Here is a 14,973-nt window from a genome sequence, read left to right on the forward strand (position 1 = left end):
GCGGTTTAAAAGATAAATTATTACCTAATTTTAAAATAAAATCTTTTACTTCTGGCCAATCTCTATAATTTGATATATCTAAGGAAATAATTTTGTCTGTGGCGGTACTTAAATCTTGCAGAAAAGTAAAAATCTTTTCTAAGCTCGCTTTTTGTTTTTAAGGTTTAAAATACCCTCTTCCATAGAATAATAGAATATAAGACTTCTTCTAATTTAGCATTAGCTTTTTTCATTTTATAAATAAATATTAATTTTTAATATAATATTAAGGATTAATATTTTGTCAATTATAAACTAATTATCTCTTCCATATCCCTTGGCAACTCACAAGAAAATTCCATAATCTCATTACTAGTCGGATGAGTAAAACTTAAATACCAAGAATGCAGGGCTTGACGTTTAAAATCAATTAATTTTGCTTTTAGTTCAGGGGGAGAATGAGCAATTTTTCGGTCGTTATTGCCGTAAGTTTGGTCGCCGACTACCGAATGCTTTAAATGGCTTAGCTGTACTCTAATTTGGTGAGTTCTACCCGTACTAAGCTTGCACTCCACCATACTAATACTACCTTTATAAAATAATTCTAGAGTCTTATAATGTGTAACGGCTTCTTTGCCGCCATATTTTAATATGGTCATTTTTTGGCGATCGCTTCGGCTGCGACCTATATTATTCTTAATGATTCCTTCTAGCGGATTTATTACTCCCCACACTAACACTTTATATTTCCGTATTACCTGCCTTTGTTCTATCTGATTTGCAAGTAGCATATGTGCTTTATTATTTTTAGCAACTACCATCAAGCCCGTAGTGTCTTTATCTAAACGATGTACTATCCCGGGTCTTTCTGATGAGCCGATATCCGATAAGTTTTTTGTATGATGTAATAAAGCATTAACAAGCGTATCGTCATGATGCCCTGCTCCTGGGTGTACAGTCATACCTGCAGCTTTGTTAATTACTATCAAATCATCGTCTTCATATATTATATCAAGTGCTACATTTGCTGCTGCAATTTTTAGCTCTTCAGGTTCTTTAAAAGAAAATAATATAATATCATTCTCCTTGACCAAAACATCAGGATCAGAAATAATTACATCATTAACTAGTACTTGCGAATCTTTAATAGCTTTTTGGATTTGATTCCTTGAAACATTTTCAAGAAGCGATGATAGAACTTTATCAAGCCTTATGCCATTTAGTTCGTGTGGTACGGAATATTTTAACATATTTTATTTTAAGATAATGAATAATACGCTTAAATGGTTAAGTGCAATCGGTGTTGAATATTATTGCCATGAACATCCACCGCAATTAAAGGTACGTAATAATACTGAACTAACTGAAAAGCCACAAGTAAAACTTATGTCTACAAAAGAAACTGCATTCAATATGAATGATAAAGTTCATGATAATATAACCCTAGCAAGATCTCTTGCTGATAAAGCTAATAATATCGAAGAACTAAAAGAATCTCTACTAAATTTTAATGGTTGTGAACTTAAGAAATTTGCTACTAATACGGTTTTCGGTGACGGTAATTTGGAAGCTAAAATTATGTTAATAGGCGAAGCCCCGGGAAGTACCGAAGATTTGAAAGGAATACCTTTTTACGGCGAAAGTGGCAATTTACTTGATAATATGCTACATGCTATCGGAATTTCACGAAAAAATAACGCTTATATTACTAATACGGTATTTTGGCGTCCTCCTGCTAATAGACAGCCGACGTTCGAAGAAGTCGATATTTGTAGACCTTTTGTCGAGAAGCATATTGCTCTTATTAACCCGCAGCTAATTATTCTAGTCGGTAGCACGGCTGCAACTAGCTTACTTGGAAAAAATTCGGGTATTACTAAAATTAGACAAGAATATTATTTTTATACCAATAAATATCTATCCGCTCCTATTCAAACTACGGCAATCTTCCACCCTGCCTATTTACTCCGCCAACCTATGCAAAAACGCACCTCTTGGTATGATTTACTCAAGATTAAGGAGTATTTAGTCAATAATAGACTTCTTGCATAACTTGTACATTAATCTAGTACTAACAACTTCACGTACTTTTCAAAATAATTTTCTACTGGACAATTAGTCGTATATATGCGACAGTGTAATCATCTCTAGTTAAGCTTAATATGCAAAACACTAAACAAATACAATTTTTATAACAGATATTCTGCTATTAAATGCAGGTAATAAAGATACTCAAGGTAAAGATATTAAAAAAGCCTTAGAAATAATAGAAGAAGTTTATAAACGAAATTGAGGGTGTTATATGGAAAGTTTACAGATTATTTAAAAGAAAAATTACAACATGAGGAAATATTAGTAGGGTATATTAATGAAGCGTTAGAGCAATGGATCATAATAATGAGCTATAATGGCTATTTTAAAAGAAGCCATTATAGCAAGAGGAGGTAAGCAAAAATCTCTAAAGAAGCTCATATAAATAGGCAACATACATACATATATATATAATATTATCTAGCAAAGGTAATCCAAGTGTCGACAATATAGGATCTTTATTAAACGCTTTAGGCTTGCAGTTGAAAGTAGAAGCATGTGCGTTTTTAATTTTCATTAACCTTGCAAGTTGAGCAAGATATCAAAGAAAATTTTTAAATCCTAATAAATCATAATGCATTTCTAATTTCATTAAATTAGGGTTATACTTACTGATGTATTAAAAATAAGGTATATCCATATGACCAATGAAAATAATAATGATTCAGAATTTGCTGAATTAAAAATCAGAGGAAAAATATTTAAATTACCTATACTTAAAGCAAGTATCGGTGAGGATGTAATCGATATAAGTAGGGTATCTGCGGAAGCCGATTGCTTTACTTACGACCCGGGTTTTATGTCTACTGCTTCTTGTCAGTCTACTATCACCTATATAGATGGTGATAAAGGAATCTTGCGGCATCGAGGATATGATATTAAAGACTTAGCTGAGAAAAGTGATTTTTTAGAAGTGGCATATTTACTGATTTATGGGGAACTACCAAGTGGCGAGCAGTATAATAATTTCACTAAACAGGTTGCTCATCATTCATTAGTGAATGAAAGATTACACTATTTATTTCAAACCTTTTGTAGCTCTTCTCATCCTATGGCTATTATGCTTGCGGCTGTCGGTTCTCTTTCGGCATTTTATCCTGATTTATTGAATTTTAAGGAAGCAGATTACGAACTTACCGCTATTAGAATGATTGCTAAGATACCTACCATCGCTGCAATGTCTTATAAATATTCTATAGGACAACCGTTTATTTATCCTGATAATTCGTTAGATTTTACCGAAAATTTTCTGCATATGATGTTTGCAACGCCTTGTACGAAATATACAGTAAATCCAATAATAAAAAATGCTCTTAATAAGATATTTATCCTACATGCCGATCATGAGCAGAATGCTTCTACTTCAACAGTCCGAATTGCCGGCTCATCCGGAGCTAACCCTTTTGCTTGTATTAGCACGGGTATTGCCTCACTTTGGGGACCTGCTCACGGCGGGGCTAATGAAGCGGTAATAAATATGCTTAAAGAAATCGGTAGTTCTGAGTATATTCCTAAATATATAGCTAAAGCTAAGGATAAAAATGATCCATTTAGATTAATGGGTTTTGGTCATCGTGTATATAAAAACTATGACCCGCGTGCCGCAGTACTTAAAGAAACGTGCAAAGAAGTATTAAAGGAACTCGGGCAGCTAGACAACAATCCGCTCTTACAAATAGCAATAGAACTTGAAGCTATCGCTCTTAAAGATGAATATTTTATTGAGAGAAAATTATATCCAAATGTTGATTTTTATTCGGGTATTATCTATAAAGCTATGGGTATACCGTCGCAAATGTTCACGGTACTTTTTGCAATAGCAAGAACCGTAGGCTGGATGGCACAATGGAAAGAAATGCACGAAGACCCTGAACAAAAAATCAGCAGACCTAGACAGCTTTACACCGGTTATGTACATAGAGAGTATAAGGGTATTCGGGAGAGGTAAACATTTTCGTCATTGCGAGCGACTGCAAGGAGCGTAGCAATCTCAAGAGATTTGATGAGATTGCCACGTCGCTTTGCGCCTCGTAATGACGTTGAAAATATAAATCATATGCATTTTATTGATGAAGTTAAAATATATATAAAAGGTGGGAACGGCGGCAATGGTTGTGTTAGTTTCCATCGTGAGAAATTTATTGACAGAGGCGGACCGGACGGTGGTGATGGTGGACGTGGCGGTAGTGTTATTTTCAGGAGTAATCACCATCTTAATACGCTAGTAAATTATCGATATAAACAGCATTTTACCGCAGAAAACGGCGAAAACGGTAAAGATTCAAATAGAAGCGGTAAATCAGGAAAATCATTAGTTCTTGATGTTCCGATCGGTACTCAAATCTTTTCCGAGGACGGCAATATATTATTTTATGATTTCACTGTGGATGATCAAAGCTTTGAAATAATTAAAGGAGGAAGTGGTGGTCTTGGTAACAGCCATTTCAAATCGTCGGTTAATCAAGCTCCAAGAAAGCGTACGGAAGGAGAAATTGCCGAAGAAATGTGGATTCATTTAAGTTTAAAACTTCTCTCTGATGTTGGGCTTGTGGGGCTTCCAAATGCCGGTAAATCTACTTTTTTATCCGTTGTAACGGCAGCCAAGCCTAAAATTGCCGATTATCCCTTTACTACTTTAGTGCCAAATCTTGGAGTGGTATATGTTGATGACGAAGAGTTTGTCATAGCCGATATTCCTGGTTTAATTGAGGGGGCTCATCAAGGTCACGGACTTGGCGATAAATTCTTAAAGCATATAGAAAGATGTAATGTATTAATACATTTAATAGATGGCTCTAGTAATGATGTAGTTGCAGATTATAATACGGTACGTCTTGAGCTTGAATTATATTCCGATTATCTAAAAAATAAAATAGAAATCATATGTCTTAATAAATGCGATGTTCTCACAGATGAGGAAATACAGGAAAAAATAAATAAGCTGCAGAAAGTTACTAATAAAGAAATTTTTCCTATCTCTACCTGCACTAATGCTGGAGTAAATAAAATAGTTAAACTTGCTTTAGAGACTATAAAAAATCAGGAGTAATACTACTAGGTATTGCCTGCGTGGATACTGAGGATTGTCATTACGAGGATTCCTGAGATTGCCACGTTCACTAACGTTCGCTGGCAATGACAATGAATAAGCTTTAAATTAAAGTAATACGTTGCTCTTCTGCTTCTAGATATTTCTCTAGCTCTTCCTTAGTATATTTCTTTTCTTTAAGCTTTATTTCGTGATTAAATATATATTGTACAGCTTTATCTTCTAAGGCAGGACCTTTAAGTTCTTCAATTGCTCTAGGATTATTTTTATAAAAATCAAATATCATATTTTCCTGCCCAGGAAAATTACGTGCTTGTTGCATAATAACTTTTCTTAAATCATCAGGCTCTAATTGCAAATTTTTAGATTTTGCATATTCAGCAAGTAATAAGCCTATTCGCACACGGCGTAGGGCTAATTTATTATAATATGCTGTTATTTCTTTAGAGGATTTATCTTTCAATAATGATTCATCTTGTTCATTTTTATCGGTTCCGGACTTTAGAATATTTTTTTCTTGCTCTAATAAAGATTCCGGTACATCAAAATCTAACAATTTTTCTAACTTATCAAATAAGTTCATTTTCATTATAGTATTAATAGCTTCTTCCGACTCATTTTCTATTTGTTTAGTAAAATGTGTACGCAATTCTTCAAGGCTATTACTTTGGAATTTTTTAGCAAATTCGTCATCGATAACGGTAGGTTCTGCAGTATGTACTGCTTTAATTTGTACTACAAAACGAGCATCCTTACCTGCTAAATCTTTAGCATGGTAATTTTCAGGAAAAGTAACATTAACATCTACTTCACTACCTGTTTTAGACCCTATTAATTGTTTCTCAAAACCGGGAATAAGTGCATTACTACCTATTATTACCTTAAAATCATTTAATTTACCGTCCTCAAAAGCTTTCTCCTTGATGTACCCGATTGCATCAATAGTAACCTGATCTCCGTCTTTTATTTTTGCTTTACTTTCTTTAGTATAATTTTTTGTTAATGCAGCAAGTTTTTCTAGTTGTTCTTCAACATCTTTAGAGTTTACTTCTAATTTTGGACGATCTAGTGAGATTTTTTTTAAATCCGGAATAGTAATTTTAGGTAATAGCTCTATTTTTACGGTAAATTCTAAAGCTTTATCAGATTCGTTTTGTAATTCTTCAATTTTAGGTCTACCGATTATATTTAGATTATGCTCTTTAATAACGTGATTTACTGAATGGTTAATTCTTCTTTCTATTATATCATTCCTGACGGAAGTACCGTATTTTTTCTTAACAATTGAAACCGGTACTTTACCGGCTCTAAAACCTGCTATTTTAACTTTTTTGGTTAAATCAAGTAATTCTTTTTGAATATCGTCATCTATCTCACTTAAAGGAGTAGAAATTCTTGCATGAAAATCCAATCCTTCGTTTTTTAATATGGTAATTCCCATTTTAATAATCCATTAATTCTGTATATAGTTTGCTAATCAAAATAAACTAAAGAGCTGCAATATGCAATAGTTTTTGTAAAATCCCATTAGGATTAGGCATTGCTAACTGTGAGTTTCGCAGAACTCACCTTTGCTGGCATATAGTCGTCTATTTTTGCAATCACTAACTATTTCGCGTTAGCACTTAACAGCAATTGAGCCATTTCCATAGCAGTAAGCTCCTGCTTCTTATAATTTTCAATGGCTTTAATAATTTTGGGTATATCAAATATCTTATCGGTATTATTAATATAACAATATTTAGCCCGATTTCCCTTTTTTATTGTATTAATGTTCGGTTCGATGTTATAGTACGTAATAACCTTAATTTGTGTCTATAAATCATTATGATAATTTTTTTCTGCTACTTTATTATTAGTGCTAAGTAATCGTTTGCCGTTGCTTGTTTGTACTTTTCGTTTTGTTTCATCAGGATAAGTATTAAGCAATCCATGTAGGCTATTTGAGCATTACTAAATTCTTTCCCTGGATGAGCTTTAAGGAACTCAATAACTGCATTTTTACGGTCAAATTTTTTATTATAATATACCTCATTATAATTAACCGCTCTATTAGTATTATTAACATAACAATATTTAGTCAAAAGCCCTTTTTTTATTATCTTAATGTTCGGTTCTATTTGTTGTATAGCGTTCAATAGCTTATTCAATTCATTTCTATAAATCATGATAATAATTTTTCTCTTTCTTACTTTGCTTTTAGCATTAAGTAATCGTTTATCATTGTTTGCTTCCTCTTTTTTCTTTGCTTCTTCAGGATAAGTATCAACTAGCTAGGTTGCTATTTTAGAAGCAGTAAACTCTTTGCCGGCATGAGTTTTAAGAGTTTAATAATTGCAGTTTTGCGGTCAAAAAAAGACATATTCGGTAATTATATTAAGTTAAAATTCATATTACTTTATTTTTTAGACATTGCTAAATTAAAGATGGATATTGTCATGAGCTAAGCGACTAGCCGTAGTCGATTTTGTAGAAGTACTTTTTTCTTTTTTGTTATTGCTCTTTTGTTCTTTATCTGAGTTAACTTTAAAAGCTCAATAATTACAGCTTTGTATTGAAATTTTGCAGAAAAAATAAATTATAAATTCTTCAAAGTAAACAAATTAATTATATAGAAATAAAAAATTAATATTATAGTGGTATAAAAATACAACTATTTTTTAAATTATATAAAGATAAGGTATTTATGGGGTAACCCTTTATTTTTTAAAAAGAATTTAAAGGGTTATATCTTACTTTTTTAGAGTATATTGCAATAAACTAGATGATTTAGGAGCAAAAGCAAGTAAATAAATTGGGTATAAGATTTGTGGCATTGTTAACCAAAGATAGATATCGTTATGAGCTAAATAACTGAAAGTATTGTTGCGTGGAGGCCAAATCGTCATTGCTAGGCGCGAAGCGACGTGGCAATCCAAAAAAATAATTAAAAAAATTCTGATTTACAGAATTTTTTACTGAATTGCTTCGTCGAATTACTACGTAATTCTTTTCGCAATGACGGAAAACCAATCCACGCAACAATGCCACGCAGGAATGACATTAAGAGCATTTTTTATTAGACCGCTTAGTCAATTACTGAGTAATTTTCCTCACAATGGTGTTAAGCAATAAGATTTAAGCGTACTTCTTCGTTCAGTTCTTTAGCAGAAGATAATTCTATATCAAGTTCGGCAAATATCTGCACTAAAGCTACAGATAAATCATTGATCATTTTGTCGGTATGGGCAGGGGTTGGGATGATGCGGAGGCGTTCCGTACCCCTCGGTACGGTTGGAAAATTGATATGTTGAACGTAAATACCGTATTCATTAAGGAGCATATTTGAGGCTTTCGCCGTTTTAATCGGATCACCAATAATTATCGGCACTATATGACTTTCATTTTTCAAATAAGGTATATTAAAACGTTCAAAAGAATTTTTAAGTTTTGTAACTACTTCTTGATGTTTTATTCGTTCTTCATTCGATTCTTTAAGATGTCTAATACTATGCGTTGCAGCGGTAGAAATTACCGGCGGCAATGAAGTAGTGAAAATAAACCCTGGAGCGGTTAGTCTTATAGCATCGACTAAATTATGGCTGCTAGTGATATAACCGCCGATAGTACCATATGCTTTGGCAAGTGTCCCTTGAATAATATCGATTTGATCACTACAATTAAGAAGCTCGGCAATACCGCCACCCTGTTTACCGTATAAACCGACCGTATGAACTTCATCGATAAAGGTTAAAGCATTATATTTTTTGGCTAAGTTGATTATATCTTTGATAGGTGAGAAAAAACCGTCCATAGAGTAAGCCGATTCAAAAACAACAATTTTCGGTCTATTAATATCGACTGATTGTAAAAGCTCTTCTAGATGCTTAACGTCTAAATGTCTATATATATATTTCTCGGCTCTTGAACTTGTAATCCCTGCAATTATTGATGCATGATTTAGCTCATCGGAGAAAAATACTATATCCGGCATGATTTTAGCAAGACTTGCAAGCGTTGTATCATTTGCAACAAAACCGGATGTAAAAACTAAAGCTGCTTGCTTTTTGTGTAAATTTGCAAGTTCTTTTTCAAGCTCAAGAATGGCAATATTATTACCGCCGATATTGCGAGTTCCACCTGATCCAACACCGTATTTTAGCAAGGAATCTATAGAAGCGTGCATTACTTTTGCATGTTTACTCATACCCAAATAGTCATTAATGCACCACATAACTATTTGTTTATTAGCGTGTTCTGCAAAAGGAAAATTATCGGCTTGTCTTTTTAAGGCCTTAAATTCTCGATATCTTCCTTCGCTTTTGATCTTATCTATATGTTTGCTAAATATAATATCGTAATAAGACATTTTCTCGATGTCATTCCCGCGTAGGCGGGAATCCATTTTATTAATTATAAAATTCTATAATCAGATATTTTGAATGTTCTTTCTAGATTCCCGCCTACGCGGGAATGACATCGAACAGAACAATACTTCCAAACTCACGTTTGCAACTATTCTACATTAAAATTAAAAAAGTTTAAAGTTATAATATGGCTTTTTGTACAATATCGTTTAATCTCTTTGAAAATGCACCTGTATCAGCAACCGGTTCACCCTCTAAAATACAGGCTTGATCAAATATTAGATTAACCAATTCTTCATTATTTTTATTATTTGCTTTTAAGTCGTTAAAGATTTTCTCTATGATTTTATTTTTAGGGTTTAACTCTAGATTTTTAGCTGAGGCATTAGCTATTTGTTTCTGTTCAATCAAAAATCTCTCCATACGAATATCCATAGCAGCGTCGCTAACGGCAAGACAAGCAGGACTTGAAGTAAGTTTTTTAGAGATCTTAACTTCTTTTACCAACTCCCCTAGTGTCTCTTTAAAATAATCTGTTAGCAATTTATATTCATCATCGGATTTTTTACTATCTGTATTTTTCTCCTCAGATTGTGAAGTAGTTTGCTCTACATCGATATCGCTTCTTGTCGCTGATTTAATAGCATGTTCTTTATATTTGCTATTAACATTTACCCAAAAATCATCCACTGTATCGGTAAAAAGTAATACATCGATTTTTTTACTTAACAACCCTTCGATTTGTGGGCTTGAAAGTAATTTATCGGGGTTATCACCGCTTAAATAATATATAGTACTCTGCCCTTCTTTAAAATTCGCTATATATTCGTCAAGGCTGATCATTTTATTATGCAAGGCACTTCTGAATATGCATACCTCTAATAATTTTTCATGGTTGGTAGTAGCCTCACATAAACCCTCTTTTAAAGCACCGCCGAAATTAGCCCAAAACTTATTATATTCTTCAGGTGATTCCTCTTTCTTTTTTCTAAGCTCGCCAAGCACTCTTTTTGTAATAGCATTTTTGATTTTCTCAAGCACGCTATTATGCTGCAGTGATTCACGGCTAATATTTAGTGGTAAATCTTCTGAATCAACCACGCCTCGTAAAAATCTTAAATATGACGGGATTAAATCTATATTCTCATCAGATATAAATACTCTTTTTATATATAATTTTACTCGCCTTTTGCGATCAGGGTGGAATAAATCAAATGTTTTGCTTGATGGAATGAAAAGTAGGTTAGTAAATTCTATAGCTCCCTCGTTTTTATTATGCATAGTTATCCAAGGGTCATCAATGGCATAAGATAGACTTTTGTAGAATTCTTTATATTGTTCTTCCGTAATTTCCGATTTCGGTCTTGTCCATAATGCAGAAGCTGAATTAAGCTGGATTTCATTATTACCAGCTTCATCAAAGAAATATATTGGTACTGCTATGTGATCGGAATAGCTTTTAACGATGTGTTTTAATCTAAAATGATCAAGGAATGTATCTTCTTCCTTTTTGATATGTAAAACGATTTCCGTGCCTCTTGTGAACTCTTTATCTGAATCTGAGACAGTATATTCACCAAGCCCGTCTGATTCCCAAATATGGACTTTATCTTCCCCAGCTTTTCTTGAGGTTACAGTCACTTTATCGGCTACCATAAAGCTTGAATAAAATCCAACACCAAATTGACCGATTAGCATATTGTCTTTTTTAGAATCACCGGATAGGCTTTTAAGAAAATTTGCCGTACCCGATCTTGCAATAGTACCAAGATTTTCAATTAAATCGTCTTTATTCATGCCGATGCCATTATCACGGATAATGATTTGTCTGTTATCTTTATCGACTTTAACCGTAATTTTAAAATTGCTATCGCCAGCTACTAATTCACTATTACTTTGAGATAAATAACGTAATTTATCACAAGCATCCGAAGCATTGGAAATTAACTCCCTCATAAAAATCTCTTTATTACTATAAAGAGAGTGAATCATTAAATTTAAAATCTTGCCAACCTCGGCATCAAATTTCTTTTTTTCTTGTATCATAATTATTCCAGTTAATAAATTATTTTTTTGTCATATGACTGCTTATGTCATTCCTGCGGAAGCAGGAATCTAGAAAATAATAAATATAAACTGGATTCCCGCCTATGCGGGAATGACATTGGAAGTCTAGCAACAACTGCACCTTATTTAATATAGGAATTAATAATCAAATTTAAATAGTCTTCATTAATATTTTTTATCAATATCGTTTTTAAGCTATGAGTATGACCTTTAATAATTTCGATATTACTACGTGATAATTTCCATTCTTTTGCTAAATAATTTATGATTTCTTCATTCGCTTTACCTTGTTCCGGTATTGCTTTTATAGATAATTTTAGATATGGGATATTATTAATAATTACAAAATTGCTAATTAGATTTTGTTTAGAATTAGGCTTTACTTTAAAACTAAGTAAAGCCTGATGTGAAGAAGAATTGTAATTGTAGAATTTATCCATGAATATTTTTTATCATATTTGCTTATTATTTTTAATAAAAAAATAATCCTTGAAAAACTTTGCTTAAACTGATATTATGTTTACCATAAATGTTTAGCACCCTTAGCTCAGCTGGATAGAGCAACAGATTTCTAATCTGTGGGTCAGAGGTTCGAATCCTTTAGGGTGCGCCATTCTGCATTTCTCGGTACTTCTACAAACGTATCAAACCGCAGATGCAGCATAAAATCAAGCTTTTGACCGTTTAACTGAATATTAATTGTCTTTCACCAAGTCTCTAAACTAAGCAGCTTTTCTCTTTCTGCTAAATAGTAAATTTATCACCTTATAAAACGAAATATTAAAAACATTTCTCAAGTTTATTAATTAAAGCTTTAATTTCTTTTGTGTTAACTAATATTTAATAATCATGATATCACAAGTATCGCTCCATATTTAGACATAAATATGAAAATTTGCTTAATGGAGCTAATAATGGATTAAAAGAAGAAATGATTATTAATACCCTCACAGAACTATCATCAGACCATTCTGGTGTAATGCTTAATTTAAAACCGAGTAATAACGAAAAAGAGTTTAAAGAAAAATTAGAAAAGATTATTAATACTTATGAAAAATGGAAGGAAAATCCTGAAAACAAAAAAGCAATTTCTCAATAACTCAAAAAAGAATTAGAGAATCTAGATATATGGTGCAAAGAAACAGCTAAAAAAGATAATTCGCATGTTTTTAAAAATATTGGACAAGTTATAAAACATAGTTTTAAAGCTTTGGCTAACATAGGAAATAAAGAAGCTTTCAAAAAAGAACAGAAAGAAGTAGGTATTTTATATGGATGCTATAACACATGCTAATAAAAATACTAAACAAACACTAGATAGAACGCATAAGGGCTACTATTAACAAACATAAATCTTCACTTCCTCATTTCTTATTACTACTCCCAAGAATATATCGCAAAAAAGCAAGCGAGGATCTGTAGAAAGATAAATAATAATTACTCGAAGCTGGTAAATGTATCGATAATCGTCCACTAGGGTGTGCCATTAACCGAAAACCAACAAGCCGCCTTAATCTCGTTTATTTTCAACTGTGGGGCTGGGGCATTTCAAGCATCAACATTGCAGCAAAAGCTAAACTGAGGTGAATATGCAAACGCTGCTAACGAGTTATTGCGATGGATGTGTGCTAAAGGCGGTCTTAAGCTGCAAGGCTTAGTGAAACGTCGGCAATATTATAGATTATAATTATTACTAATTATTAAAACTTTTGATTATTTCCTGTGATTCTCTAATAATACGCTTAAACTAAGAGATATTACAGGAAACCTGCTATAAATATTTATCAATTAAGCAGACATCACCGGAGAAGGAGCAAAAGATTTTGTCGGATAATTTCCACTTTCTTTCTCCAATTTTTCAAAATGAAATATACCAAATCCAATACTTGTTGGAATCATAATAATTAATACTTCCCAGTTTCTAAAGGTTTTTATTAAATGAGGAAAGCCAAAAGAGCTAATAACATACATACAAGCAGCTGATACAGCATATGTAAATGTTACGGAAGTAAAGCGTTTAAAGATTGGAAAATGTCTAAAACAATTTGGTACAGCCGGCATAACATTAAGGGCAAAAGCCATGATAAGTGCTTGAATATAAATTAATAATATTTCCTAATGCCTAATTACAAATCAGAGGAATATCTAATATATTAGACCAAACTTTATCCCAACCTTTTGTATGAGAAATATTAGGAAAAGTTTGCTTTTTTACACACGGTGAGTTACTTGTTTTTACGTAAAGTGCTGCTATGAAAGGTGGGACTCTTTTGTCATCCATGCCGGAGAGATGTAATTGAGGGATATTATTAACCTGTTTTGCATAATTTATCGGGTTTAAGGATTTAACTAAGTAACCACGATAATTATGATATTTATCAAACTTTTTAGTATCTAAATTACCGGCAATCGTTATAATATCTTTAACATTACTATTTTGAGCGGCAATTAATATTGTAAGCCCGCCACCACCGGAGAAGCCGACTAAGCTAAATTTTTGTCCGTTATTGATAATATTTATGACATTGTTAATTGAATCTACGACTTCCTGCCCCATTCTTTTATCTAACCAATAATCGCTAATGCATTTTGAGTTCATTTCTAAAGGAGTATATTGGCAAGGTCTTGCTATATAAACAATATTCGGTCTTTTATCCATTGTAGCAAGCTTTAAGAGCATCGGATTAACGGGAGTAGGGTTGTCGGAATTAGCAGATCCATCCGCAAGATGTCCATCTCCCTCAATATAGAATACAAAAGGTAGGTTACGGTCGGTAATACGCTGATAAGTCGTAAGAGTAAAATCACCACCGTTTACTAGCCTCATCTGAAAGTTATTTTGAGTTGCTATATCTTGCGAATGCTTTACCCTTCTAGCTACATCATGAGTAGTAGAACACCCTGAAAGAAATATTGGTATTAAAAATATTATTGCCCAAATAAAATTTTTCATAACAATTTTGATTAAAACGGTATTTCGTCGTCTAAGTCGCTATGGTCAAAGGAATGATTTTTAGTTTCAGGATATTTATATTCGCTATGCCCTGAATCTTGATTATGATTATTAGAGTTTTTACTATCTAATAATATTAATTGTGAATTAAAGTTTTGTAACACAACTTCCGTGGTATATTTTTCTTGACCTGAATTATCATTCCACTTACGGGTTTGCAATGAACCTTCAATATATAATTTGCTACCTTTTGTGACATAGCGTTCTACAACAGATACTAACCCTTCACTAAATATCACTACTCTATGCCATTCAGTTCGTTCTTTTCGTTCGCTGGTAATGCGATCTTTCCAAGTTTCGGTTGTTGCTAAGGAAAGATTAATGATTTTTTTTCCTTCGCCCGTAGTTCTCATTTCCGGATCACGCCCTACATTACCTATTAATATTACTTTATTTAAACTACCTGCCATAGATTACTACCTACTTTA

General features: G+C 32.7%; 13 protein-coding genes, 1 tRNA gene and 1 pseudogene. 6 read left to right on the forward strand and 9 right to left on the reverse strand.

All coding sequences use genetic code 11. The features are described from left to right. Positions 1-287: 287 nt before the first annotated feature. Entirely contained in the window at positions 288-1,229 is a 942-nt protein-coding gene (locus RSIB_RS02380) for an RluA family pseudouridine synthase (protein WP_004997167.1), read from the reverse strand. 16 nt (positions 1,230-1,245) lie between these two features. On the opposite strand from RSIB_RS02380, the gene RSIB_RS02375 reads away from it, so the two are divergent. The 3 genes from RSIB_RS02375 to obgE all read left to right on the forward strand — a co-directional run bounded on the left by RSIB_RS02375 (position 1,246) and on the right by obgE (position 5,119). Beyond that, positions 1,246-2,031: a uracil-DNA glycosylase gene (locus RSIB_RS02375; protein WP_004997170.1), complete on the forward strand. Its 786-nt coding sequence runs from the start codon at positions 1,246-1,248 to the stop codon at positions 2,029-2,031. 679 nt (positions 2,032-2,710) lie between these two features. Beyond that, a complete protein-coding gene (locus tag RSIB_RS02370) occupies positions 2,711-4,018 on the forward strand; it encodes a citrate synthase (RefSeq protein ID WP_004997172.1) in 1,308 nt (435 codons plus the stop codon). A 108-nt stretch (positions 4,019-4,126) separates the two neighbouring features. After that, positions 4,127-5,119, forward strand: a complete 993-nt coding sequence (obgE, locus tag RSIB_RS02365; protein ID WP_026053131.1) for a GTPase ObgE — start codon at positions 4,127-4,129, stop codon at positions 5,117-5,119. Between the two features lie 103 nt (positions 5,120-5,222). On the opposite strand, the gene tig is transcribed toward obgE, so the two are convergent. From tig to RSIB_RS02340, 5 genes are all read right to left on the reverse strand, one after another. Next, positions 5,223-6,560 carry a trigger factor gene (gene tig, locus RSIB_RS02360; RefSeq protein WP_004997175.1) on the reverse strand — a complete coding sequence of 446 codons (1,338 nt, stop codon included), beginning with the start codon at positions 6,558-6,560 and terminating at the stop codon, positions 5,223-5,225. 403 nt (positions 6,561-6,963) lie between these two features. Next, the gene (locus RSIB_RS09400) at positions 6,964-7,287 is read right to left on the reverse strand and encodes a hypothetical protein (protein ID WP_004997176.1); all 324 of its coding nucleotides are present in this window, start codon (positions 7,285-7,287) and stop codon (positions 6,964-6,966) included. Between the two features lie 935 nt (positions 7,288-8,222). Beyond that, on the reverse strand, positions 8,223-9,467 hold the full coding sequence (hemA, locus tag RSIB_RS02350) for a 5-aminolevulinate synthase (protein ID WP_004997177.1): 1,245 nt from the start codon (positions 9,465-9,467) through the stop codon (positions 8,223-8,225). 178 nt (positions 9,468-9,645) lie between these two features. After that, on the reverse strand, positions 9,646-11,511 hold the full coding sequence (htpG, locus tag RSIB_RS02345) for a molecular chaperone HtpG (protein WP_004997178.1): 1,866 nt from the start codon (positions 11,509-11,511) through the stop codon (positions 9,646-9,648). Positions 11,512-11,654: 143 nt separating this feature from the next. Next, the gene (locus RSIB_RS02340) at positions 11,655-11,972 is read right to left on the reverse strand and encodes an A1G_07140 family DUF167 domain protein (RefSeq protein ID WP_004997180.1); all 318 of its coding nucleotides are present in this window, start codon (positions 11,970-11,972) and stop codon (positions 11,655-11,657) included. A gap of 96 nt (positions 11,973-12,068) precedes the next feature. On the opposite strand from RSIB_RS02340, the gene RSIB_RS06180 reads away from it, so the two are divergent. From RSIB_RS06180 to RSIB_RS10470, 3 genes and pseudogenes are all read left to right on the forward strand, one after another. Further along, positions 12,069-12,145, forward strand: a tRNA-Arg gene (locus tag RSIB_RS06180). 282 nt (positions 12,146-12,427) lie between these two features. After that, on the forward strand, positions 12,428-12,631 hold the full coding sequence (locus RSIB_RS02335) for a hypothetical protein (RefSeq protein ID WP_004997182.1): 204 nt from the start codon (positions 12,428-12,430) through the stop codon (positions 12,629-12,631). 381 nt (positions 12,632-13,012) lie between these two features. Further along, positions 13,013-13,219 (forward strand): annotated as a pseudogene (locus tag RSIB_RS10470) (lysozyme). Between the two features lie 101 nt (positions 13,220-13,320). Here the strand turns inward: RSIB_RS10470 and RSIB_RS02330 are convergent. Genes RSIB_RS02330 through RSIB_RS02320 form a run of 3 tightly spaced genes read right to left on the reverse strand, consistent with a single transcriptional unit; the run spans position 13,321 to position 14,955 of the window. Beyond that, on the reverse strand, positions 13,321-13,614 hold the full coding sequence (locus RSIB_RS02330; RefSeq protein ID WP_004997183.1) for a hypothetical protein: 294 nt from the start codon (positions 13,612-13,614) through the stop codon (positions 13,321-13,323). 40 nt (positions 13,615-13,654) lie between these two features. Then, positions 13,655-14,485, reverse strand: a complete 831-nt coding sequence (locus RSIB_RS02325) for an alpha/beta hydrolase family protein (protein WP_004997184.1) — start codon at positions 14,483-14,485, stop codon at positions 13,655-13,657. Positions 14,486-14,496: 11 nt separating this feature from the next. Beyond that, positions 14,497-14,955 carry a single-stranded DNA-binding protein gene (locus RSIB_RS02320; RefSeq protein ID WP_004997186.1) on the reverse strand — a complete coding sequence of 153 codons (459 nt, stop codon included), beginning with the start codon at positions 14,953-14,955 and terminating at the stop codon, positions 14,497-14,499. Positions 14,956-14,973: the final 18 nt, after the last annotated feature.

It is taken from the genome of Rickettsia sibirica 246, from assembly GCF_000166935.1.
Lineage (GTDB): Bacteria > Pseudomonadota > Alphaproteobacteria > Rickettsiales > Rickettsiaceae > Rickettsia > Rickettsia rickettsii.

What these genes read in the sequence shown, in the direction of transcription:
- htpG (WP_004997178.1), bottom strand. Translation starts at nt 11,511, where the DNA reads ATGATACAAGAAAAAAAGAAATTTGATGCCGAGGTTGGCAAGATTTTA.
- RSIB_RS02380 (WP_004997167.1), bottom strand. Translation starts at nt 1,229, where the DNA reads ATGTTAAAATATTCCGTACCACACGAACTAAATGGCATAAGGCTTGAT.
- obgE (WP_026053131.1), top strand. Translation starts at nt 4,127, where the DNA reads ATGCATTTTATTGATGAAGTTAAAATATATATAAAAGGTGGGAACGGC.
- RSIB_RS02330 (WP_004997183.1), bottom strand. Translation starts at nt 13,614, where the DNA reads ATGGCTTTTGCCCTTAATGTTATGCCGGCTGTACCAAATTGTTTTAGA.
- RSIB_RS02370 (WP_004997172.1), top strand. Translation starts at nt 2,711, where the DNA reads ATGACCAATGAAAATAATAATGATTCAGAATTTGCTGAATTAAAAATC.
- tig (WP_004997175.1), bottom strand. Translation starts at nt 6,560, where the DNA reads ATGGGAATTACCATATTAAAAAACGAAGGATTGGATTTTCATGCAAGA.
- RSIB_RS02340 (WP_004997180.1), bottom strand. Translation starts at nt 11,972, where the DNA reads ATGGATAAATTCTACAATTACAATTCTTCTTCACATCAGGCTTTACTT.
- RSIB_RS09400 (WP_004997176.1), bottom strand. Translation starts at nt 7,287, where the DNA reads ATGATTTATAGAAATGAATTGAATAAGCTATTGAACGCTATACAACAA.
- RSIB_RS02375 (WP_004997170.1), top strand. Translation starts at nt 1,246, where the DNA reads ATGAATAATACGCTTAAATGGTTAAGTGCAATCGGTGTTGAATATTAT.
- hemA (WP_004997177.1), bottom strand. Translation starts at nt 9,467, where the DNA reads ATGTCTTATTACGATATTATATTTAGCAAACATATAGATAAGATCAAA.
- RSIB_RS02320 (WP_004997186.1), bottom strand. Translation starts at nt 14,955, where the DNA reads ATGGCAGGTAGTTTAAATAAAGTAATATTAATAGGTAATGTAGGGCGT.
- RSIB_RS02325 (WP_004997184.1), bottom strand. Translation starts at nt 14,485, where the DNA reads ATGAAAAATTTTATTTGGGCAATAATATTTTTAATACCAATATTTCTT.